At 73.1% G+C, this 20697-nt stretch carries 18 protein-coding genes and 1 pseudogene; 10 read left to right on the top strand and 9 right to left on the bottom strand.

Features of this window, described 5'->3' with window-relative positions:
• Positions 1 to 374: 374 nt before the first annotated feature.
• Complete coding sequence (locus tag ACIG0D_RS30610; RefSeq protein ID WP_399807287.1) at positions 375 to 1643, bottom strand: SWF or SNF family helicase; 1269 nt, start codon at positions 1641 to 1643, stop codon at positions 375 to 377.
• Positions 1640 to 4519, bottom strand: a complete 2880-nt coding sequence (locus tag ACIG0D_RS30605; RefSeq protein WP_399807285.1) for a DEAD/DEAH box helicase — start codon at positions 4517 to 4519, stop codon at positions 1640 to 1642. Before ACIG0D_RS30605 ends, ACIG0D_RS30610 begins: the two co-directional genes overlap by 4 nt.
• Before the next feature lie 233 nt (positions 4520 to 4752).
• On the opposite strand from ACIG0D_RS30605, the gene ACIG0D_RS30600 reads away from it, so the two are divergent.
• Positions 4753 to 4935, top strand: coding sequence for a hypothetical protein (locus tag ACIG0D_RS30600; RefSeq protein WP_365767901.1), 183 nt, complete (start codon positions 4753 to 4755; stop codon positions 4933 to 4935).
• A 287-nt stretch (positions 4936 to 5222) separates the two neighbouring features.
• Here ACIG0D_RS30600 and ACIG0D_RS30595 read toward each other — a convergent pair whose 3' ends face one another.
• The 3 genes from ACIG0D_RS30595 to ACIG0D_RS30585 form a co-directional block, all read right to left on the bottom strand.
• Complete coding sequence (locus ACIG0D_RS30595) at positions 5223 to 6035, bottom strand: hypothetical protein (RefSeq protein ID WP_399807282.1); 813 nt, start codon at positions 6033 to 6035, stop codon at positions 5223 to 5225.
• 138 nt (positions 6036 to 6173) lie between these two features.
• Positions 6174 to 6470, bottom strand: a complete 297-nt coding sequence (locus ACIG0D_RS30590; RefSeq protein WP_399807279.1) for a hypothetical protein — start codon at positions 6468 to 6470, stop codon at positions 6174 to 6176.
• Between the two features lie 113 nt (positions 6471 to 6583).
• Entirely contained in the window at positions 6584 to 7108 is a 525-nt protein-coding gene (locus ACIG0D_RS30585) for a PadR family transcriptional regulator (RefSeq protein ID WP_399807277.1), read from the bottom strand.
• Positions 7109 to 7216: 108 nt separating this feature from the next.
• Here ACIG0D_RS30585 and ACIG0D_RS30580 point away from each other — a divergent pair, with 108 nt between their 5' ends.
• The gene (locus tag ACIG0D_RS30580) at positions 7217 to 7972 is read left to right on the top strand and encodes an alpha/beta fold hydrolase (RefSeq protein WP_399807275.1); all 756 of its coding nucleotides are present in this window, start codon (positions 7217 to 7219) and stop codon (positions 7970 to 7972) included.
• Positions 7973 to 8212: 240 nt separating this feature from the next.
• Here the strand turns inward: ACIG0D_RS30580 and ACIG0D_RS30575 are convergent, their stop codons facing one another.
• Positions 8213 to 8812 carry a class I SAM-dependent methyltransferase gene (locus ACIG0D_RS30575; protein ID WP_399807273.1) on the bottom strand — a complete coding sequence of 200 codons (600 nt, stop codon included), beginning with the start codon at positions 8810 to 8812 and terminating at the stop codon, positions 8213 to 8215.
• A gap of 151 nt (positions 8813 to 8963) precedes the next feature.
• Between ACIG0D_RS30575 and ACIG0D_RS30570 the strand changes: the two genes are divergently transcribed.
• The 5 genes from ACIG0D_RS30570 to ACIG0D_RS30550 all read left to right on the top strand — a co-directional run bounded on the left by ACIG0D_RS30570 (position 8964) and on the right by ACIG0D_RS30550 (position 13986).
• On the top strand, positions 8964 to 9737 hold the full coding sequence (locus ACIG0D_RS30570; RefSeq protein ID WP_399807270.1) for an MHYT domain-containing protein: 774 nt from the start codon (positions 8964 to 8966) through the stop codon (positions 9735 to 9737).
• A 29-nt stretch (positions 9738 to 9766) separates the two neighbouring features.
• A complete protein-coding gene (locus ACIG0D_RS30565) occupies positions 9767 to 12349 on the top strand; it encodes a nitrate- and nitrite sensing domain-containing protein (protein ID WP_399807268.1) in 2583 nt (860 codons plus the stop codon).
• Positions 12346 to 12813 (top strand): roadblock/LC7 domain-containing protein, encoded by a 468-nt coding sequence (locus tag ACIG0D_RS30560; protein ID WP_399807265.1) that lies wholly within the window; start codon positions 12346 to 12348, stop codon positions 12811 to 12813. Before ACIG0D_RS30565 ends, ACIG0D_RS30560 begins: the two co-directional genes overlap by 4 nt.
• Before the next feature lie 22 nt (positions 12814 to 12835).
• Positions 12836 to 13252 (top strand): DUF742 domain-containing protein, encoded by a 417-nt coding sequence (locus tag ACIG0D_RS30555; protein ID WP_399807262.1) that lies wholly within the window; start codon positions 12836 to 12838, stop codon positions 13250 to 13252.
• 128 nt (positions 13253 to 13380) lie between these two features.
• Positions 13381 to 13986: a GTP-binding protein gene (locus ACIG0D_RS30550; RefSeq protein ID WP_399807260.1), complete on the top strand. Its 606-nt coding sequence runs from the start codon at positions 13381 to 13383 to the stop codon at positions 13984 to 13986.
• 133 nt (positions 13987 to 14119) lie between these two features.
• On the opposite strand, the gene ACIG0D_RS30545 is transcribed toward ACIG0D_RS30550, so the two are convergent.
• Positions 14120 to 14548 carry a PPOX class F420-dependent oxidoreductase gene (locus tag ACIG0D_RS30545; protein ID WP_399807257.1) on the bottom strand — a complete coding sequence of 143 codons (429 nt, stop codon included), beginning with the start codon at positions 14546 to 14548 and terminating at the stop codon, positions 14120 to 14122.
• Positions 14549 to 14645: 97 nt separating this feature from the next.
• Here ACIG0D_RS30545 and ACIG0D_RS30540 point away from each other — a divergent pair, with 97 nt between their 5' ends.
• Both ACIG0D_RS30540 and ACIG0D_RS30535 read left to right on the top strand, forming a co-directional pair.
• Positions 14646 to 15059, top strand: a complete 414-nt coding sequence (locus tag ACIG0D_RS30540; protein ID WP_399807254.1) for a roadblock/LC7 domain-containing protein — start codon at positions 14646 to 14648, stop codon at positions 15057 to 15059.
• 125 nt (positions 15060 to 15184) lie between these two features.
• Positions 15185 to 16027: pseudogene (locus ACIG0D_RS30535) on the top strand (DUF6397 family protein); the annotation flags it as partial.
• A gap of 325 nt (positions 16028 to 16352) precedes the next feature.
• On the opposite strand, the gene ACIG0D_RS30530 reads toward ACIG0D_RS30535, so the two are convergent.
• Both ACIG0D_RS30530 and ACIG0D_RS30525 read right to left on the bottom strand, forming a co-directional pair.
• Complete coding sequence (locus ACIG0D_RS30530) at positions 16353 to 17219, bottom strand: acyl-CoA thioesterase II (protein WP_365764534.1); 867 nt, start codon at positions 17217 to 17219, stop codon at positions 16353 to 16355.
• Between the two features lie 19 nt (positions 17220 to 17238).
• Complete coding sequence (locus ACIG0D_RS30525) at positions 17239 to 19752, bottom strand: DEAD/DEAH box helicase (RefSeq protein ID WP_399807250.1); 2514 nt, start codon at positions 19750 to 19752, stop codon at positions 17239 to 17241.
• 145 nt (positions 19753 to 19897) lie between these two features.
• Between ACIG0D_RS30525 and ACIG0D_RS30520 the strand changes: the two genes are divergently transcribed.
• Entirely contained in the window at positions 19898 to 20692 is a 795-nt protein-coding gene (locus tag ACIG0D_RS30520; protein ID WP_399807247.1) for a metal-dependent hydrolase, read from the top strand.
• Positions 20693 to 20697 lie beyond the last annotated feature (5 nt).

The raw sequence follows: 20697 nt of genomic DNA, 5'->3' as shown, positions 1-20697 counted from the left end.
TGTGCGGGACAGCGCATGCGAGAGCTTGGGGGGCTCGCGGTTGTGTGAGGAGTACACAGCCAATCAAGGGGAGTCAGCTAGGAGTGGAAGGCATGAAAGCCTCCGCAGGCAGGGACCCCGTCGTCGTAGGTTCGCACAACGAGCGTTCGGACCGGCGACGGTAGTCAACTCCTAGTGCTCCAGCCATCTACCGGGGCGAGGGGCGGCGCGATACCGACTCCCGCGTGCGGATCATGGGAGTGGCCGGAAAACGGCGGCCCGCGCGGGGAGTGCCGTGCGAGGGCCGGGCGGGGGCGCAGCCGCCGGGCTGTACCCCCTCGCAGGTGAGAGCTACGGCCAGGGCGCTGTCGGCAGTCTCTCGTCAGCAGCCCCCGTCAGCAGTCCCCGTCCTCGGGTCCCTGGACCTGTGCCGTGGCCAGCGCGGTCGCCGGGTCCTGGGCCGGGCCGCCGGCGGGGGCCCAGCGGCCTCGCTCCTTGCGGTACGGCCACCAGCGGCCGTCCCGGTCCAGGCGCAGCTGGCTCGGCGCGCCGACGACCGTCCACCGGTTGGCCCGCGCCCGCAGCGTCGGCCGCTCGTCCTCCTCCCAGGCCGATTCCAGCGCCGCACGCGCGCGTACCAGCGCGTCGCCCTCGACCGCCCACTCCTCGTCGAGCACCGACAGGGCCGCCGCGCCACCCTGCTCCCAGGCCCGCACGGCCGCCGACAGGCCCTCCCGGCCGCGCCCCGAGCCCTCGGCCAGCCGCTCCGACAGCGTCCGCCCGGGCGCGCCCGCTGCGAGCCGGACCGCGTCCTGCGCGACGGACAACTCGGTCGCGAGGCCGTCTTCCGCGTCGCCCTTCAGCGCGTCCGCCAGCATCCGATGCGCCTCGACGGCGGTCCGGGCGGCCAGGAACTCCAGGGCGGCGGGGTCGACGCCCGGCGCGGGCGCGGCCTCGGCGTCCAGGGACGGCGGCAGCCCGGGCCGGTCGGGCAGCTCTGGCGGGGCGGGCAGCGACGGCAGGATGTCACCGGCCGCGTACGCCTCCGCGGCGTCCACACCGGCCGGCGCCGAGGGTGTCTCCGCGCGTACGGTGCCGCGCGCCTGGAGGTCGCCGACGAGGGCCCGCTCGCCGCGGCCGCGCATCAGCAGCAGGACGAAGGGGTCCTCGTCGAGCAGCCGCGCCACCTGGTAGCAGAGCGCGGCCGTGTGCCCGCAGTGATCCCAGGCACCGCAGTCGCACTCCGGCTCCAGATCGCCAAGCCCCGGCAGCAGTTCGATCCCCGCCGCCGCGGCGTCCTCGACGAGGTGGGGCGGCATCTCACGGTCGACCAGCGCCGCGACATGCCCGGCCCGTTCGACGGCCAGCTCCAGAAAGCGGTCCCACTGCTCGTCGGACAGCTCCTCCAGCAGGACGTCGGCCCGGTGGGCGGTACGGTCGCGGTCCTGCACGACCGCCGTGATACGGCCCGGCCGCACCGACACCGCGCCCACGGCACCCGCGCGCGCGAGCCGGCGGCCCGTCTTGACCTGCTTGGCGTCCAGCGCCGCGTCCTCCAGCGCCTTCAGCCAGGCCTGACCCCACCACGTTCGGGCGAAACCCCGCCCCGGCGCGGGCGGCAGCGCGGCGAAGGTGCGCTCGGTGTCGTCGTCGTTCCGGCTCATCGCGTGCTCCCTCGCAGTTCCACCAGTTCGGCCAGCTCGGCGTCCGACAGTTCCGTCAGCGCGGCCTCGCCGGAGCCGAGCACCGCGTCGGCCAGCTCCCGCTTGCGGCTCAGCATCTCGGCGATACGATCCTCGATCGTGCCCTCCGCGATCAGCCGGTGCACCTGCACGGGCCGGGTCTGGCCGATGCGGTACGCGCGGTCGGTGGCCTGCGCCTCGACGGCGGGGTTCCACCAGCGGTCGTAGTGGACGACGTGTTCCGCGCGGGTGAGGTTGAGCCCGGTGCCCGCCGCCTTCAACGACAGCAGGAAGACGGGGACCTCGCCGTCCTGGAAGCGCCGCACCATCGCCTCCCGCTGCGGCACGGGCGTCCCGCCGTGCAGGAACTGCGAGGACACCCCCCGCGCGGACAGATGCCGCTCCAGGAGCCGCGCCATCGCCACGTACTGCGTGAAGACCAGGACGCCCGCCCCCTCGGAGAGGATGGTGTCGAGCAGTTCGTCCAGCAGCTCCAGCTTCCCGGAGCGCCCGGCGATCCTCGGGTGCTCCTCCTTGAGGTACTGCGCCGGGTGGTTGCAGATCTGCTTCAGACCGGTCAGCAGCTTCACGACGAGTCCGCGCCGCGCCATGTCGTCGGCGTCCGCGATCTCCGCGAGCGTCTCGCGCACCACGGCCTCGTACAGCCCCGTCTGCTCCGGGGTGAGCGACACCGCGTGGTCCGTCTCCGTCTTCGGCGGCAGCTCCGGCGCGATCCCGGGATCGGACTTGCGGCGGCGCAGCAGGAACGGGCGCACCAGCCGCGCCAGCCGGTCCGCGGCGGCGGCGTCCCGGCCGCTCTCGACCGCCTGCGCGTACCGCGCGCGGAAGGTGCCCAGCCGGCCCAGCAGCCCCGGGGTCGTCCAGTCGAGGATCGCCCACAGCTCCGAGAGGTTGTTCTCCACCGGGGTGCCGGTGAGCGCCACGCGCGCGCGTGCGCCGATGGAACGCAGGGCCCGCGCGGTCGCCGCGTACGGGTTCTTCACGTGCTGGGCCTCGTCGGCCACCACGAGACCCCACGGCACCTCGGCCAGCCGCCGCGCGTCCAGGCGCATGGTGCCGTAGGTGGTGAGCACGAACTCCCCGTCGGCCAGGCCCTCCAGGTCCCGCCGGGCACCGTGGAAGCGGCGCACCGGTGTGCCGGGCGCGAACTTCTCGATCTCGCGCTGCCAGTTGCCCATCAGGGACGTCGGACAGACCACCAGTGTCGGGCCGGCGGCCGAGGGGTCGGTCTGCCGGTGCAGATGCAGCGCGATCAGCGTGACGGTCTTGCCGAGGCCCATGTCGTCGGCGAGGCAGCAGCCCAGCCCCAGCGACGTCATCCGGGCCAGCCAGCTCAGGCCGCGCCGCTGGTAGTCGCGCAGTTCCGCGGCGAGGGCGGCGGGCTGGGGGACCGGCTCCTGGCTCTCGGGGTCGGAGAGCCGTTCCCGCAGCCCGGCCAGCCAGCCCGTGGCCCGCACCTCGACCCGGGCGCCGTCGACCTCGGTGGAGCCCGTCAGTGCGGCACCGAGCGCGTCGATCGGGGTGACCTTGCGGTCCTGCCGGTCGCGGGCCCGGCGCGCCTCCCTCGGGTCGACCAGCACCCACTGGTCGCGCAGCCGGACGAGGGGGCGGTTGGCCTCGGCGAGCCGGTCCAGCTCCTCCCGGGTCAGCCGCTGGTCGCCGAGCGCGAACGACCAGCTGAAGGCGAGCAGCGCGTCGGCGGACAGGAACGACGGGGTGTCCGCGGAGACCCTGCCGCCGCGCGGCTCGTCGTCCGCCGGGCCGACGACCGCGCGGGTGGTCAGATTCCGGGCCAGCTCCCTCGGCCAGTGCACATCGACTCCGGCGGCAGCGAGCGCCGCGGCGCCGTCGCCCAGCAGCTCGGTGACCTCGTCGTCGGCGAGTTCCACGGCGTCCGGCACAGCGGCCGAGAGCAGCGGACCCAGGGCAGGCCACGCCCGCGCCGCGCGGCGCAGCGCCACCAGGGCGTCCATCCGGGCCCGCGGACCGAAGGCGCCCGCGGCGTCCGTCGCCGCCCACACGTCGGCCGCGTCCGCGACCAGCGACGGGTCGCTGACCAGGTGCACCTGCGGAACGGCCCGGAAGGCGGGAGCCGCCTCCTCCGCCTCCACCTGCGCGTCCGAAAGACCGGTCACCTCGATCCGCAGGGAGATCCGTACGCCCGCGTCGTGACCCGCGGCGACGTCGGCGGCCCAGGCCCGCTGGCCGGGCAGGTGCTGCGGCTCCGGCGCGGCGTAGGCCGGTCCGCCGGTGACGAGCGGCGCGGCGGGGGAGCGCGGCAGGGTGTCGGCGACGGCGTCCAGGAAGCACCGCAGCAGCCCCTCCTGGTCCGGCAGCCGCAGCGGCTCGGCGTCCGCCAGGGGGACGGCGTGCGCCTCGGGCGGCATCGCGGCGGCGAGCCGGCGCACCTGCTCGGTCTCGTCCGCGCGCAGCGGTCCCGCGCGCCACGCGTCGTGGTCGTCCGGGGACAGGCCGGGCAGCAGCAGACCGCGCGCCGTGAAGCGCAGGGCCAGCAGCGCGGCCGCGCCCCAGAACACGGTCGCCCGGTGTCCCTGGCCGGTGACACGCGCGCGCGTGAGGACGGGAAGGGCCGCCCGCACCGGCAGGACGACGGCGGGCACGGTGACCGGCTCCACGCCCTGGTCACCGGGCAGCGCGACGGTCAGGTCCGTGACCGTCGCGGCGGCGACGCCCGGCGGGGCCTCACCGTCGGGCCGCCAGAAGGCGACGCCTCCGGTGCGGGCCGGGTCGCCGGGGATGAACACCGCGGGGCAGCGGGCCAGTTCGGGGATCTCGGAGGAGGTTGCCGGGGAAGTCCACTGCACAGCGCGTCGCATTCCTCAAATTTGACTACCTGCGGTCGGAGTCGCCGAGGGTACAGCACGCGATCGGCAGACCCGGCATGCTGAGGTTGTGAACTGGGTCACTGGCGGGGAAGGCTTAGGGCAGCCCCACTATCCCTAAGGGGCGAGCATCAGGGATGTCTCAGGGGCGCGGCTCGGAACCGCCCGCGACGCGGGGCCGTTCTTCCCAGCAGAGAGCGGCACCGGCCGCGAAGGAGGCGACGCACATGTCGAAGAACGCGAAGATCGCCGCAGGAGGTGTGGCGGTCGGACTCATCCTCTGGATCTGGCTGCCCTGGTGGGCCGCGCTGCTGATCGTGCTGGGCGTCCCGGCCGCCGCGTATCTCGCCCTGGACCCCTCACAGCGGCGCAGGCTGCGCCGCGTGACCCGCAAGGAGCTCGGCCGCTAGGGGGTGTCTCGCCGATCATGCCGGGCTCCCGGCGTCTGGCACCGCGCCTCGCCGCGTTGTCGTCGGTCGTCAACTCCCCCACGCTCGGCTGCGCTCGCGCGGGGGTACCCCCATCGCATCGACTCCCTCCTCCGCCTTGCGATGCACGGCACCAGACGCCGCTCGCTGATCCGGCCTGATCGACGAGACACCCCCTAGCCCCGTCGCGGCGGGGCGCGGGTGAGAACGGTCGAGCGGGCTCCGGTCGCGCCGCCCGCCCACCGGTGGGACGGCGCGACCCGCACCGCTCAGCTCGGCCGTACGGCCATCTTGTCCAGCGCCTCCAGCAATCCGGGCAGCTCCGGCCCGCGCCCCACCGGCAGCACCTCGCCGGGCACCTCGTCGAGCAGCACGAACGCGATGTCGTCGGTCCTGGCCACCAGAGACCAGCCCGGACCGTCGGCGCGCAGCGTCCGCGCGTCGCCCGGGGCGAACGACGACCGGACCCGCCCCAGCGGCGGCGGGCTGTCCACGTACGCGCGCGCCTCCGCGAGAACCCGCCGCACACCGCTGTGCCCGGGCCCCTTTCCGCCCTCCCCGCCACCGCCGGGGGCGGTGAACTCCGCGTCGTCGATCTGCTCCCGCCACTGCGCCCACTGGAGGGCGATCTCGTCAGCCCCGAGCCGCCGCTGGGCGGCGCCCCAGGTGCCGGTGTCGGGTGGCGTCAGCGGCGGCCGTCCGGCCACCTCGGGTCCCGGGTCGTGCGGCGCGGGCACTCCGGGCGCCGCCACGGCCACCGCGAGCGGCCAGCCGGGCAGCGCGGCGACCACGCTGCGCTCGTCCGGCGACAGGTCGTACTCCATCCCGCAGTCCCAGGAGGCGATGGCCACGGCCACCAGCGACACGTCGTCGGTGACAACGGTCCACCGCGCGCCGTCGCCGTCCTGCCCCAGCACCAGGCCGTACCCGTCGGCGAGCGGCGCCAGGCCGAGTGCCGCGCAGGCCTCCGGATAGTCGTCGCCCAGCACGCTCGGGAACTTCGCCGGTGTCAGCAGCACCGCCGTCAGCACATACAGCGCATCGTCCTCGGCGGCGACGGCGTCCTCGTCCGTACCGGCCATCACAGCCTCCCCAGGGGTTCGTCCAACGGCGCGCACCCTAGTGCGCCCGGGAGCCGCTTGTCACGACTCCTACAGCCGCGCGGAGCTGCGGTGATTCGGTGAAGACCGGGCGAAACCACCTCCGACGAGCCCCGGGCGTCAGGCCGCCGGTAGCCCCAGGAGATCCCGGGCCACGGTCTGCGGCGCCTCTCCGCGCTCCCGCGCGAGCGCGATGACGGCCCGGCACGCCAGCTCGTTCACCCCGAACGACAGCGCCTCCGGCGACACCCAGCCCGCCGCCTCGTCGCTCCGCTCCTGGTCGTTCTCCGCGCACGCCGACACGTAGACGGCGGCAGCCTCGAAAAGGTTGTGCGTCCGTGTGTCACGGCCCGCGGCCCGCTCCTCCCGCGCGGCACGCCGGAACTTCCCCCACGCATCCCGCACCCTGCCGAACATGCCGACCACCTTCCCCTGTGAGGTTCACGGCGCCGATCGCCGCTGATCGTTCAACCGCTGTCTCCCAACCTAGAGTTGGAGCTTCCGCCGCAGAAGGGGGCGGCACCTGGCGATCAGCCTTCGAGTGCTGCCAGGGTGGCCCGCAGCCAGCCCAGTTCGGCCCGGGACGTGGCGCGCGCGATGGTGAGGACGCCCTGCCGGAACGGATCGTCCAGCTCCTCCGCGGCGAGCGGACGGTCACCGTCGTAGAAGAAGCTCGCGGGCTCCTCCAGGAAGGCCAGCCTGCGGCGCAGTACGGCCGCCTGGGCGCCGGCGCCGTCCAGGTGGCGGAGGAAGGCGAGCACCGTGAACCAGCGGTTCTCGTCGGTGATGTCGCGCTCTGCGGGCTCCGCGAGCCGACGACGCAGCTCCCGCCTGCCCTCGTCGGTCAAGGACAGCACATGCCGCGGGGCGGCGACCGCCCCGGGCTCCGTCGCGCGTTCCAAGAGGCCCGCCCGCTCCAGGCGCTTGATCGCGGGGTACAGCGTGCTCTCCGCGACCGGCCGCACGTGCCCCGTCAGCGCCGTGATGCGTTTGCGCAGTTCATAGCCGTGCAGCGGGGCTTCGTAGAGGAATCCGAGGATGGCGAGCTCCAGCATGCCCGCATTCTCCCGCACGCCAGACTGTACCTCGTTGCCGCCATACATCGTCACCGATGTATTGTCTCCGGTGGGTCGGCAACCGGCCACGGCGAAGGAGGGCGCACGATGCGGCAGGCGGAGTTCGACGGCGCGGGCGGTCACATCCGGTGGACGGAGACACCGGGCGCGGAACCCGCGCGGGTCTACGTCCACGGGCTCGGGTCGGCGTCGGCCACCTATCACGCCCATATCGCCGCCCGCGCGGAACTCGCGGGCAGACGAAGCCTGTTCGTGGACCTGCCGGGGCACGGCATCAGCGACCGGCCCGCGGACTTCGGATACAGCCTTCAGGAGCACGCCGACGCGCTCGCGACCGCACTCGACGCCGCGGCCGTACGCGGCGCCGAGCTGATCGCGCACAGCATGGGCGGCGCCGTGGCCCTCGTGCTCGCCCACCGGCGGCCGGACCTGGTTTCGCGCCTGGTCCTGACGGAGGCCAACCTCGACGCGTCCCCGCCGCCCACCGCGGGGAGCAGCGGAATCGCCTCCTACGAGGAGGACGATTTCGTCAACGGCGGCTACGCGCGCGTGCTGGAAAACGTGGGTCCTGTGTGGGCGGCGACCATGCGGCTGGCCGACCCGCGTGCCCTGCACCGCAGCGCCGTCGCGCTGCGCCGCGGATCGCGGCCGATGATGCGTGCCATCCTCGCGGGACTGCCCGTCGAACGAGTCTTTCTGCAAGGCGAGCTGAGCGGGGAACTCGACGGCCGGCCGGGCCTGGAGGCCGCCGGGGTGCGAGTGGTGACCGTGCCCGGCGCCGGACACAACGTCATGTTCGACCGGCCCGACGTCTTCGCGGCGGCGGTGGCAGGGCGGGTGTGACGGCTGTGACGGCGCACCAGGCCGTGTGACGGCTCAGCCGTCGCGCGCGGCGGTGATGGCGGCTCGCCTCACGTACAGCGGAGGCGGCGGCTCGCCTTTCACGTACAGCGGAGGCGGCGGCTCGCCTTTCGCGTACGGCGGAGGCGGCGGCCTCGGCTTCCGCGCTCGGCGAGTGCGGTGGCTCAGCCCTCACACACGGCAAGTGTCATGGCTCGGCCCTCGCGCACTGCACGTGATGGCTCAGCCCTCGCGCACGGCGAGCACCAGGAAGCGGGCGTCCTCGTCGGCGTACGAGGTCATGCGCCAGCCCGACGCGGCGAGCAGCGGACGCAGACGGGGCTCCGCGCGGAGGTCGTCCGGAGTGATCTGCCGCCCGTGGCGGGCGGCCAGCGCGGCGCGGCCGATCGGATGGAACAGGGCGAGCCGGCCGCCGGGGCGCACGACCCGCGCCAGCTCCCGCAGATTCGCGGCCGGCTGGGGCAGATGGGCGATGAGGCCGGCCGCGAAGACCGCGTCCAGTGACCCCGTCCGCAGCGGGAGTGCGGCCACGTCGGTGAGGAGCAGCCGCCCGTCCCGGTCCCTCCCGGCCCGTACGGCGGCCTCCAGCATCGCCGGCGTCAGGTCCGCCCCGAGCACCACGCCCGACGGCCCCACGGCCGCGCGCAGCGGCGGCAGGGCACGTCCGGTGCCGCAGCCCGCGTCGAGCACTCGGTCGCCCGCGCGCACCCCGAGTTCGGCGACCGCGGCGGCGTAGGCGGGGCCGTCGTCGGGGAACCGGCTGTCCCAGTCGGCCGCGCGGGCGGTGAAGAACTCCTGGACGTGCGTGCGGTCGTCGCTCATGTTCCGCATGATCTCTCACCGACACGGATGACGTCTCGGCGCACACGTTCGAGCGTGACGCGATCGTTCAGGTACATCTGTGCGTCATATTCCACCAGCTTTCGAAATGCGCCCCCTTTGTGCGCCCCTGCCCCCCTAGCGTCCCGGGGCCATGGGACACCTGGACCACGCCGCCTTCGGCTGGCTGACCCCCGTGCTGTCGTACGCGATGGCCTGCACCGGCGCCGCACTCGGGCTGCGCTGCACCGTGCGCGCTCTCGGCGCCACCGGGCGCTCGCGCCGCAACTGGCTGATCACCGCGGCCTCCGCCATCGGCACCGGCATCTGGACCATGCACTTCGTGGCCATGCTCGGCTTCAGCGTCGGCGGCACCGAGATCCGCTACGACGTACCGCTGACCGTGCTCAGCCTGCTCGTCGCCATGGTCGTCGTCTGCGCCGGCGTCTTCGCCGTCGGCTACGGGCCCGGCCGCACCCGCTCGCTCCTGCTCGGCGGACTCACCACCGGCCTGGGCGTCGCCAGCATGCACTACCTGGGCATGGCCGCCGTACACCTGCACGGCGAGGTGACCTACGACCCGGCGCTGGTCGCGCTCTCCGTCGTCATCGCGGTCGTCGCCGCGACGGCGGCCCTGTGGGCGGCGCTCAACATCGAGGCGCCCGTCGCCGTCACGGTCGCCTCCCTGGTCATGGGCGCGGCGGTGAGCAGCATGCACTACACCGGCATGCTCGCCGTGCGGGTCAGTGTCACGCCGTCCGGTGAGCCGCTGCCCGGGGCCTCGGCGATGCAGTTCGTCTTCCCCCTCGCCGTCGGCCTCGGGTCCTATCTCTTCCTGACCTCGGCCTTCGTCGCCCTGTCGCCGACGGCGGGCGAGCGCGAGGCGACCGCCTCCGCCCAGCGACCCGTCGAGACCGCCGCCCGCTGACCCCGACTCCTCTCCCGAGCGAGGAGGCCATGCGTACACCCCGTACGACCCCGACCGCAGGCGACGAGACGCCGCCCCCGCCCGCCGTGCGCGGCCGCCGCGCCCACGCCGGACCACCCGCCGACGAGGGCCCCGCCGACGGCGCGGACACGCCCGCGGAACCCGCCGCCGCGCCCCGGAACCCCTGGCACATACGGCCGCGCACCGTCCGCGCCAAGATCATCTGTCTGCTGATGGTGCCCGTCGTCTCCCTGCTGGCCCTGTGGGGGTACGCCACCGTGACCACCGCCCAGGACGTCACGCGACTGCGCCAGGTGCAGCGCGTGGACGCCGAGGTCCGCGCCCCCGTCGCGGACGCCGTCGCCGCCCTCCAGGCCGAACGCGCCGCCGCCGTGCGGTACGCGACCGATCCGTCGGCCGGCGGAAGCGGTGAGCTGAAACGGCTCGCGGCGCAGACCGACCGCGCGGTGGCACGGCTCCGCCTCGGCGAGCGGGGCACCGTCGCCGACGGCCGGGAACTGCCCGCCGGAGTCGCCCAGCGCCTCGCCGCGTTCGTCACCGGCGCCGGGGAACTGCGCTCGCTGCGCACCGCCGTACTCGACCGCCGCGCGGGCTGGAACGAGACGTACGAGCGGTACACCGGCACCATCACGACCGCCTTCCGCATGGGCGGCGCGCTCACCGGCGTCCAGGACGCCGCACTCGGCTCCGACGCGCGCGTGCTGCTGGAGTTCTCCCGCGCGGGCGAGGCACTGGCCCAGGAGGACGCGCTGCTGGGCAGCGCGCGCCTCGCCGACGGCCTCACCGGCGAGCGGCTGCGGCTGTTCACCGGCGCCGTCGACACCCGTCGCACCCTCACCGAGTCCGCCGTCGCCGACCTGCGCGGCGCCGAACACGCCGCCTGGCGGGAACTCGCCGAAGGCCCCGACTACGCCACCGTCGGCGACCTGGAGGACCGGGTCCTGGACAGCAGCGCGGGCGCCCGCGCGGTGGCGGCGGCACCCGAGGCCACCTGGCAGCGGGCACACGCGCGCGTACAGGACGGCATGCGGAGCATCGAGCAGGATGCGGCACGCGGCGTCGCCGACCGCGCGGACCCGTTCACCCGGGGACTGCTCACCCCGGCCGGCGCCGCCGTCCTGCTCGGCCTGGCAGCCGTCGCCGCCTCCCTCGTCATCTCCGTGCGCATCGGCCGGGGCCTCGTCGTCGAGCTGGTGAGCCTGCGCAACAGCGCTCTGGAGATCGCCCGCCGCAAACTCCCCGAGGCGATGCGGAAACTGCGCGCCGGCGAGGAGATCGACGTCCGCGCGGAGGCCCCGCCCGGACCGCCCGCCGAGGACGAGACCGGACAAGTCGCCGAGGCCCTCGGCACCGTGCACCGCGCGGCGCTGCGGGCCGCCGTGGAACGCGCCGAACTGGCCAGCGGCATCTCCGGCGTCTTCGTCAACCTCGCCCGCCGCAGCCAGGTCCTCGTGCATCGCCAGCTCACCCTGCTGGACAGCATGGAACGCCGCTCCGAGGACCCCGACGAACTCGGCGACCTGTTCCGCCTGGACCACCTCACCACGCGGATGCGACGCCACGCCGAGAGCCTGATCATCCTCTCCGGCGCGGCACCCGGCCGGGCCTGGAGCAGGCCGGTCTCCCTGACCGACGTGGTCCGCGCCGCCGTGTCCGAGATCGAGGACTACGCGCGCGTGGAGGTACGCCAACTCCCCGAGGCCTCTGTCGTGGGCGCCGCCGTCGCCGACCTCACCCACCTGCTCGCCGAGATCATCGAGAACGCCGCCCAGTTCTCGCCGCCCCACACCCGCGTACGCGTGACAGGCGAGCCGGTCGGCAACGGATACGCCGTCGAGGTCGAGGACCGCGGTCTCGGCATGGGCCCGGAGACCCTCGCCGAGGCCAACCGGCGCATCGCCCGGTCCGAGGCGCTCGACCTGTTCGACAGCGACCGGCTCGGCCTGTTCGTGGTCAGCAGACTCGCGGCACGGCACGGCATCAAGGTGCACCTGCGGACCTCACCCTATGGCGGCACTACTGCCGTCGTCCTGCTGCCCAGAACCCTGCTGCACAGCGGCGCGGCGGAACGTTCCCCCAGCGAGCCGGCCGTGGCCCAGCAGGCCGAGGAACGCGTCCACGCGCGCGTGCCCGGCGGCCCCCGCCACCAGGAGACGCCCGTCCAGGCCGTCCCCTCCCCGGCCGACCGGCCCGCGCTGGTGGCCCCCGTGCCCCCGCCCGCCCCGGCCGTCGCGGAGCACAGCCCCGAACCTCCGCCCCCGGGAGTCACCGCCTTGCGCCTGCACCGTCCCCCCGACCCTCCAGAAAGCTCCGACACCCCCGGAGGCCCCGACACCCCCGGAGACCCCGACTACCTGCCCCGCCGGGTACGGCAGAGCCATCTCGCCCCCCAACTGCGCGACCACCGCCCCGAGGAGCCCGCCCGGCCGCCCGCGCCGCGGGACGACGACCGGCGCACCCCCGAACTCGTACGGGACCGGATGACGGCCTACCGCGACGGATGGGTCCGCGGCGGCGGGCGCCGCCCCGGCCGCGGCACCGTTCCGTACCCCGCGCCCGGCCCCGACAGCAGCGAAGGAGACCCCGCATGATCCAGGACCCGAGGGCCGCCCAGCGGTCCGGCGAACTCGACTGGCTGCTGGACGACCTGGTGGTGCGGGTCCGCGAGGTCCGCCACGCCGTGGTGCTCTCCAACGACGGACTCGCCGTAGGCGCCTCCAGCGGCCTGGGCCGCGAGGACGCCGAACACCTCGCCGCGGTCGCCTCCGGCTTCCACAGCCTCGCCAAGGGCGCCGGCCGGCACTTCGGCGCCGGAGGCGTACGCCAGACCATGGTGGAGATGGACGACGCCTTCCTGTTCGTCGCCGCCGCCGGCGAGGGCTCCTGCCTCGCCGTCCTCACCGCCGTGACCGCCGACATCGGCCTCGTGGCGTACGAGATGGCCCGGCTGGTCAAGCGGGTCGGCGAGCATCTGTACACGCCCCCGCGCGCGGCCACGCCGCCCCACGTGGCCCCGCACCCGTCCGCGACCGCGCGTCCGCCCGCCGCCGGATGAGACGGAAGAGCGGACCACGGCCATGACGACCGAGGAGACGACCGGCGCCCTACGCGAGGCGGGCAGCCAGTGGTACGACCACGAGGCCGGGCCCCTGGTGCGTCCGTACGCCATGACAGGCGGACGCACCAAACCCGGTCCTGCCGGAGTGCGTTTCGACCTCATCGCCCTCGTCACGCTCGACCCGGGCGCGGCCGGACGCGACGACGACGGCCCGCTGGGCCCCGAACACCGCGCCCTGATCGACCTGTGTCGCGTGGAGACCCAGTCGGTGGCCGAACTCGCCGCGGGCGCCGACCTTCCCGTCGGCGTCGTCCGGGTCCTCGTCGGCGACCTGCTGGAGCTGGGCCGCGTCACCGTCAGCCGCCCGGTGCCGCCCGCCCAACTGCCCGACGAACGGATCCTGCGCGAGGTGATCGAAGGATTGCGGGCTCTGTAGACGGACGGCCGCCATCCAGTCCCGTAGGGGCCAAGAGCGGTCGAAGACTCCGGAAAGGCACCGAAGTTGCCATGATGCACTCCCCACCCGCCGTCGACCGTTGCCGGCACTCCCGAGAGAAGTGATCGATGGTCTCCGAGAACTCCGACGCCCTGGACGACGACACCACGGCCCTGGCGTTGAAGATACTGGTCGCCGGCGGATTCGGCGTGGGCAAGACCACCCTGGTGGGCGCGGTCAGCGAGATCCGCCCGCTGCGCACCGAGGAACTGCTCAGTGAAGCCGGGCAGTTGGTCGACGACACCGACGGCGTGGATCAGAAGGTCACCACGACCGTCGCCATGGACTTCGGCCGGATCACCATCCGCTCGGGGCTGTCCCTCTACCTGTTCGGCACCCCCGGCCAGGACCGCTTCTGGTTCCTGTGGGACGAACTCGCGCAGGGCGCCCTCGGTGCCGTCGTCCTCGCCGACACCCGCCGCCTTGAGGACTGCTTTCCCGCGGTGGACTACTTCGAGCACCGGCGCATCCCGTTCGTGGTCGCCGTCAACTGCTTCGCCGGTGCCCGCACCTACGGCGCCCACGACGTCTCCCGCGCCCTCGACCTGGACCAGGGCACCCCGGTCGTCCTCTGCGACGCACGCGACCGTGACTCCGGCAAGGAGGTGCTGATCCGGCTCGTCGAGTACGCCGGGCGGATGCACACCGCCCGGCTGCTCGACTCCGTGGTCTGAACGGGGGCAGCGCGGGTCACGGCGGCCCAACGGCGCCGGCCACCGCGGCCCACGCCCGGCGAACCGGACCTCCTCAGTGGGCCACGCCTCAGTGGGCCACGGCTCAGTCGCCCACGCCTCAGCCGGCGACGTCTCAGTCGGCGACGCCCTTCTCCGCCAGGACCTTGCCGATGGTGACCCGCACCAGGACTTCGCCGGGCACGCCGTTGCGCGCCCCGAACTCCTCGGCGCGGTCCTCACCCATGTACCGGGCACCGATCCGGGCGGCCCAGTGCCGCAGCTCGTCCGGGTCCTCCGAGAGCCGGGCGCGCCCCCGCAGCACCACGTAGTCGTAGGGCGGCCGGTCGTCGTCCACGCAGAGCGCGATCCGGCCGTCGCGGGCCAGGTTGCGCCCCTTGACGGTGTCCTTACCGGTGGTGAACACCACCTCGTCCCCGTCCAGCAGGAACCAGACGGGTGCCACATGAGGGCTCCCGTCCTTCCGGACGGTCGACAGCTTTCCGGTGCGAGTGCCGTACGAGACGAACTCCCGCCATTCCGCGTCGGTCATCTTCTGTGCCATGCCGTCCATCCTCCTTGCCCGCACGCCGGTCCTGGGGAAGGCTGACGGAGAGATCCCGTCCGGACCGGGCGGCGACATCACACGGGGAGACCGGAACATGGCGCACAACCAGGGACTTGGCTGGCTGCTGGACGACCTGACGGAACGCGTCGAACATGTGCGGCACGCACTGGTCCTGTCCAACGACGGGCTGGTGACGGGCGCGAGCACGGGACTGCGACGCGAGGACGCCGAGCATCTGGCCGCCGTCGCCTCCGGGTTGCACAGCCTGGCCAAGGGGTCGGGGCGGCACTTCGGCGCGGGCAGCGTGCGCCAGACGATGGTCGAGTTCGACGACGCCGTCCTGTTCGTCACCGCGGCGGGCAGCGGCAGCTGTCTGTGCGTGCTCAGCGGCGCCGAGGCCGACATCGGCCAGATCGGCTACGAGATGACCCTGCTCGTCAACCGGGTGGGCGAACACCTGGGCGTGGACGCCCGCCACCCCGAGCGGACCTCCTCCGCCGACCTCTGACCTGCACGTTCGTCGTCCCCCGCGGAGTTATCCACAGGCTCGCCGCGCTGTCGGCCGGACCGGTTACGTTGGTGTCACCGCTAACGCACGGAGCGTGAGCGCACGACTCCACGGGGGAGACCGACATGTCAGGCAGCACCATCACGTCACCGGACCACCTCACCTGGACGCCGGGCCGGGCCGCCCGCGAACTCGGGCTGAAGCGCACGGAGTTCGATCTCGCGGTGAATCTCGGCCGCGTCCGCACCGTGCCCGACGAGGGAGGCGGAGGCCGCAGGATTCCCCGGGCGGAAGTCGACCGGCTGCGCTCGGCGGAGGGCTTCCCGGAAGCGCTCATCGACAGCCTGCGCACGGTAGGGACCCGAGAGGCCGCTGCCCTCATGGGTGTGACGGAGACCCGGTTCACCCGCTCCGCCCGCCTGGGGCTGGTCACGCCGGTCCGCTTCTTCGTCAACCGTTATCGCGTCGTCGTCTGGCTGTATCTCGCCGACGAGCTACGGCAGATCGCCGCCGACGAGAAGAACGCGCCGCTGATGAAGGGCCGCATGCCCGCTGGACTGCGCGAGCAGTTGGACGCCGGGCTCGATCTGCGGCCCCGGAACTGGCGAGGCCGTCACCTGGGTTTCCTGCTGCGGCGGGCCGAGGACCCCTGGGAGCGGGCCGGTGCGGTGGCCGCGCTCCTCGACCCGGTCCAGATCGCGGAACTGGTCAAGGACCCCTACGAACGGGCCCACCTGAACCGATTCCGGCCCGGTCCCCCCGCCCAGAGCGTCCCGGGGTCGCCGGCGGCCCAGCTCACCGCGAGGATCGCGACGGCGGACGATCCGGACGAGATCGCCTGGCTGCGAGCCGACCTGACCCGGTCCCTGGAGGAGGCCCGCGAGCACCGTCCGGCCCCACGCCCGGCGCAGCGGCGGCCGTCGTCGGCGCCAGGAGTCGCGTCCCCGCCGGCTCCGCGTCGAGAGCCCCGGCACACAGTGCGCGCATGCGGGCAGGAACCGCACGGGGCCCGTCCGCATCCGACCCATGCCGAGGGGCTGCCGATGGGGCGGGCTTGGCAGCGGCAACTTGACGCGGAAGTGCAGCCCCGTCGGGCACGTCCACCCCGCCCGGAACTGCAACCCCACCGGGAACTGCAACCCCGCCCGGAGCGGCAGCCCGACCCGGGCCGGCGGCGAGGGCCGGGGCGGCAGAGGGAGGCCGTGCGGCAGAGGGAGGCCGTGCGGCAGCGGCAGCAGCCGGAACGGCAGTCGCGCGGCCTGCTCGGGTGGCTGCGCGGCAGAAGCTCCTGAGCTACAGCGCCCGGAAGAGCCCTTCCTGGACGACGGACACCAGCAGGCGCCCTTCCAGGTCGTAGATCCGCCCACGCGCCAGACCCCGGCCGCCCGTCGCGATCGGCGACTCCTGGTCGTACAGGAACCACTCGTCCGCGCGGAACGGCCGGTGGAACCACATCGCGTGGTCCAGCGACGCCATGTCGAAGCCTCGCGGGCCCCACAGGGGTTCGACCGGGATGCGCACGGCGTCCAGCAGGGTCATGTCGCTGGCGTACGTGAGGGCGCAGGTGTGGACCAGCGGGTCGTCGCCGAGCGGGCCGACCGCCCGCATCCACACCGCGCTGCGCGGGTCGGCGTCCTTGATCTCCTCGGGCGTCCAGCGCAGCCGGTCCACGTAGCGGATGTCGAAGGGCTGGCGGCGCGCCATCCGCTCCAACTGCTCGGGCAGCGCGCCGAGATGCTCGCGGATCTCGTCGGTGACCGTCGGCAGCGACTCCGGGTCCGGAACCTTCCGGGCGGGCGGCAGCTGGTGTTCGAAGCTCCCTTGCTCAGGCTTGTGAAAGGAGGCGGTGAGATTGAAGATCGTGCGGCCCTGCTGCACGGCCGTGACCCGGCGGGTCGTGAACGACCGACCGTCGCGGACCCGTTCGACCTGGTACACGATCGGCACGCCCGGACGGCCCGGGCGCAGGAAGTACGCGTGCAGCGAATGCACCGGGCGGTCGCCCTCCGTGGTGCGGCCGGCGGCGACCAGCGCCTGGCCGGCCACCTGGCCGCCGAAGACCCGCTGCAGGGACTCGTCGGGGCTGCGGCCACGGAAGATGTTGACCTCGATCTGCTCCAGGTCGAGCAGGTCGACCAGTCTCTCGGCCGGGTTCGTCATGGGTGCCTTTCTCCTGTACTCACAGCTGGCCGACGTCGGTCACGCGGATCACGGCGCGGCCCTCCGCGTCGGAGGCGGCGAGATCGACCTCCGCGCTGATGCCCCAGTCGTGATCGCCGTTCGGGTCGTCGAAGATCTGCCGGACGCGCCACAGGCCGTTCTGCGGCTCCTCCTCGATGATCAGCAGCTTGGGACCACGGGCGTCGGGGCCGGTGCCCAGCTCCTCGTACTCGTCCCAGTACTTGTCCATCGCCTCGCCCCAGGCCTCGGCGTCCCAGCCGGACTCGGCGTCCAGCTCGCCCAGTTCCTCGATCTGGTCGAGGGCGGCCAGCTCGACCCGGCGGAACATGGCGTTGCGCACCAGGACGCGGAAGGCCCGCGCGTTGGTGGTGACCGGCTTGACCTGGTCGGCCTTCTCCTGGGCCTCCTCGGCGGTCATCTCCTCTGGGTTGGCCAGCTGCTCCCACTCGTCGAGCAGGCTGGAGTCGACTTGGCGCACCATCTCGCCGAGCCACTCGATCAGGTCCTGCAGGTCCTCGGACTTCAGGTCGTCGGGGACGGTGTGGTCGAGCGCCTTGTACGCGCTGGCCAGGTACCGCAGCACGATGCCCTCGGTGCGGGCCAGCTCGTAGTGGGACACCAGCTCCGTGAAGGACATCGCCCGCTCGTACATGTCGCGGACGACCGACTTCGGCGACAGCGGATGGTCACCGACCCAGGGGTGGCTCTTGCGGTACGTGTTGTACGCGTGGGAGAGCAGCTCCTCCAGCGGCTTCGGGTAGGTGACGTCCTGGAGGCGCTCCATGCGCTCCTCGTACTCGACGCCGTCCGCCTTCATCGCGGCGACGGCCTCACCGCGCGCCTTGTTCTGCTGCGCGACGAGGATCTGCCGCGGGTCGTCGAGCGTGGACTCCACGACGGACACCATGTCCAGCGCGTAGGACGGCGACTCCGGGTCCAGCAGCTCGAACGCGGCGAGCGCGAAGGTGGACAGCGGCTGGTTCAGCGCGAAGTCCTGCTGGAGGTCGACGGTGAGCCGGACGATCCGGCCCTCCGCGTCCGGCTTGTCCAGCTTCTCGACGATGCCGCCGTCCAGCAGCGAGCGGTAGATCGCGATCGCGCGCCGGATGTGCCGCAGCTGCTGCTTGCGCGGCTCGTGGTTGTCCTCCAGGAGCCGGCGCATGGCCTCGAAGGCGTTGCCGGGGCGCGCGATCACCGACAGCAACATGGTGTGTGTCACCCGGAAGCGGGACGTCAGTGGCTCCGGCTCGGAGGCGATCAGCTTCTCGAAGGTGTCCTCCGACCACGCCACAAAGCCCTCGGGTGCCTTCTTGCGGACCACCTTGCGGCGCTTCTTCGGGTCGTCGCCCGCCTTCGCGAGCGCCTTCTCGTTCTCGATGACGTGCTCGGGCGCCTGGGCGACGACGAAACCGGCCGTGTCGTAACCGGCGCGTCCGGCGCGGCCCGCGATCTGGTGGAACTCGCGCGCCCGCAGGGTACGTACCCGGCTGCCGTCGTACTTGGTGAGCGCCGTGAACAGCACGGTGCGGATGGGGACGTTGACGCCCACGCCGAGCGTGTCGGTGCCGCAGATCACCTTCAGCAGACCGGCCTGGGCCAGCTTCTCCACCAGACGCCGGTACTTGGGCAGCATGCCGGCGTGGTGCACACCGATGCCGTGCCGCACGTAACGGGAGAGGTTGCGGCCGAACTTGGTGGTGAAGCGGAAGTTGCCGATCAGCTCGGCGATCCGCTCCTTCTCCTCCTTCGAGCACATGTTGATGCTCATCAGCGCCTGCGCCCGCTCCACCGCCTGCGCCTGCGTGAAGTGCACGATGTAGACCGGCGCCTGCTGGGTCTGGAGCAGTTCCGTCAGCGTCTCGGTGAGCGGGGTGCGCCGGTACTCGTAGGAGAGCGGGACGGGACGGGTCGCCGAGCGGACCACCGAGGTCGGCCGGCCGGTGCGCCGGGTCAGGTCCTTCTCGAACATCGAGACGTCACCGAGCGTGGCCGACATCAGGATGAACTGCGCCTGCGGCAGTTCCAGGATCGGGATCTGCCAGGCCCAGCCGCGGTCGGGCTCGGCGTAGAAGTGGAACTCGTCCATGACGACCTGGCCGACGTCCGCGTTCTTGCCGTCGCGCAGCGCGATCGAGGCCAGCACCTCGGCGGTGCAGCAGATGACCGGGGCGTCGGCGTTGACCGACGCGTCACCGGTCAGCATGCCGACGTTCTCGGTGCCGAAGAGCTTGCACAGCTCGAAGAACTTCTCCGAGACCAGCGCCTTGATGGGAGCGGTGTAGAAGGTGACCTCGTCACGGGCGAGCGCGGCGAAGTGCGCACCCGCGGCGATCATGCTCTTGCCGGAGCCGGTCGGCGTCGAGACGATCACGTTCGCCCCGGAGACCACCTCGATCAGCGCCTCCTCCTGGTGGGGATAGAGGGTGAGCCCCCGCTCCTGAGCCCACGACTCGAAGGCTTCGTACAGGGCGTCGGGGTCGGCGGTCGGCGGCAACTGATCGATGAGGGTCACGCCCCCATCTTGCCTGGCCTCCCACCCGATGCGGGAATCGGATGCCCGTACGAAGATCACGAACGCTACGCTGTGTCGCCGACGTGGCGTCAGCGCACGCGGTCAACTGGACAGCGGCACACGAGGAACGGGGCGGGCAGCGGCGATGATGGGACCAGCACACTCACTCTCCGGTGCCGCAGCCTGGCTCGGGGTCGGAGCGGCAGCCGCGGCGGCCGGGCACCCGATGCCGTGGCCGGTGCTGCTGGCCGGCGCGCTGATCTGCGCCGGTGCCGCGCTCGCCCCCGACCTCGACCACAAGGCCGCGACCATCTCCCGGGCCTTCGGTCCCCTCTCGCGCGGCCTGTGCGAGATCGTCGACAAGCTCTCGTACGCCGTCTACAAGGCCACCAAGAAGCAGGGCGACCCGCGGCGCTCCGGCGGGCACCGCACGCTGACGCACACCTGGCTGTGGGCGGTGCTGATCGGCGGCGGCACCTCCGTGCTGGCGATCACCGGGGGACGCTGGGCGGTGCTGGCGATCCTCTTCGTGCACATGGTCCTGGCGATCGAGGGCCTGCTGTGGCGGGCGACCCGCGGCTCCGGCAGCGATGTCCTGGTGTGGCTGCTCGCCGCGACCAGCGCGTGGATCATCGCGGGAGTGCTGGACAAACCGAACAACGGTGCGGACTGGCTGTTCGCGGCGCCGGGCCAGGAGTACCTGTGGCTGGGGCTGCCGGTGGTGCTGGGTGCACTGGTGCACGACATCGGGGACGCGCTGACGGTGTCCGGCTGCCCGATCCTGTGGCCGATCCCGGTGGGACGCAAGCGCTGGTATCCGGTCGGTCCGCCGAAGGGCATGCGGTTCCGGGCGGGCGGCTGGGTGGAGCTGAAGGTGCTGATGCCCGCGTTCATGCTGCTCGGGGGAGTGGGCGGGGCGGCAGCGCTCAATGTGATCTGAGTGCC

Source organism: Streptomyces sp. NPDC052773 (genome assembly GCF_044547145.1).
In the GTDB taxonomy this organism is placed as follows: domain Bacteria; phylum Actinomycetota; class Actinomycetes; order Streptomycetales; family Streptomycetaceae; genus Streptomyces.
Note: the sequence above shows the minus strand (reverse complement) of the source record. Positions and strands in the feature narration are given on the sequence as shown.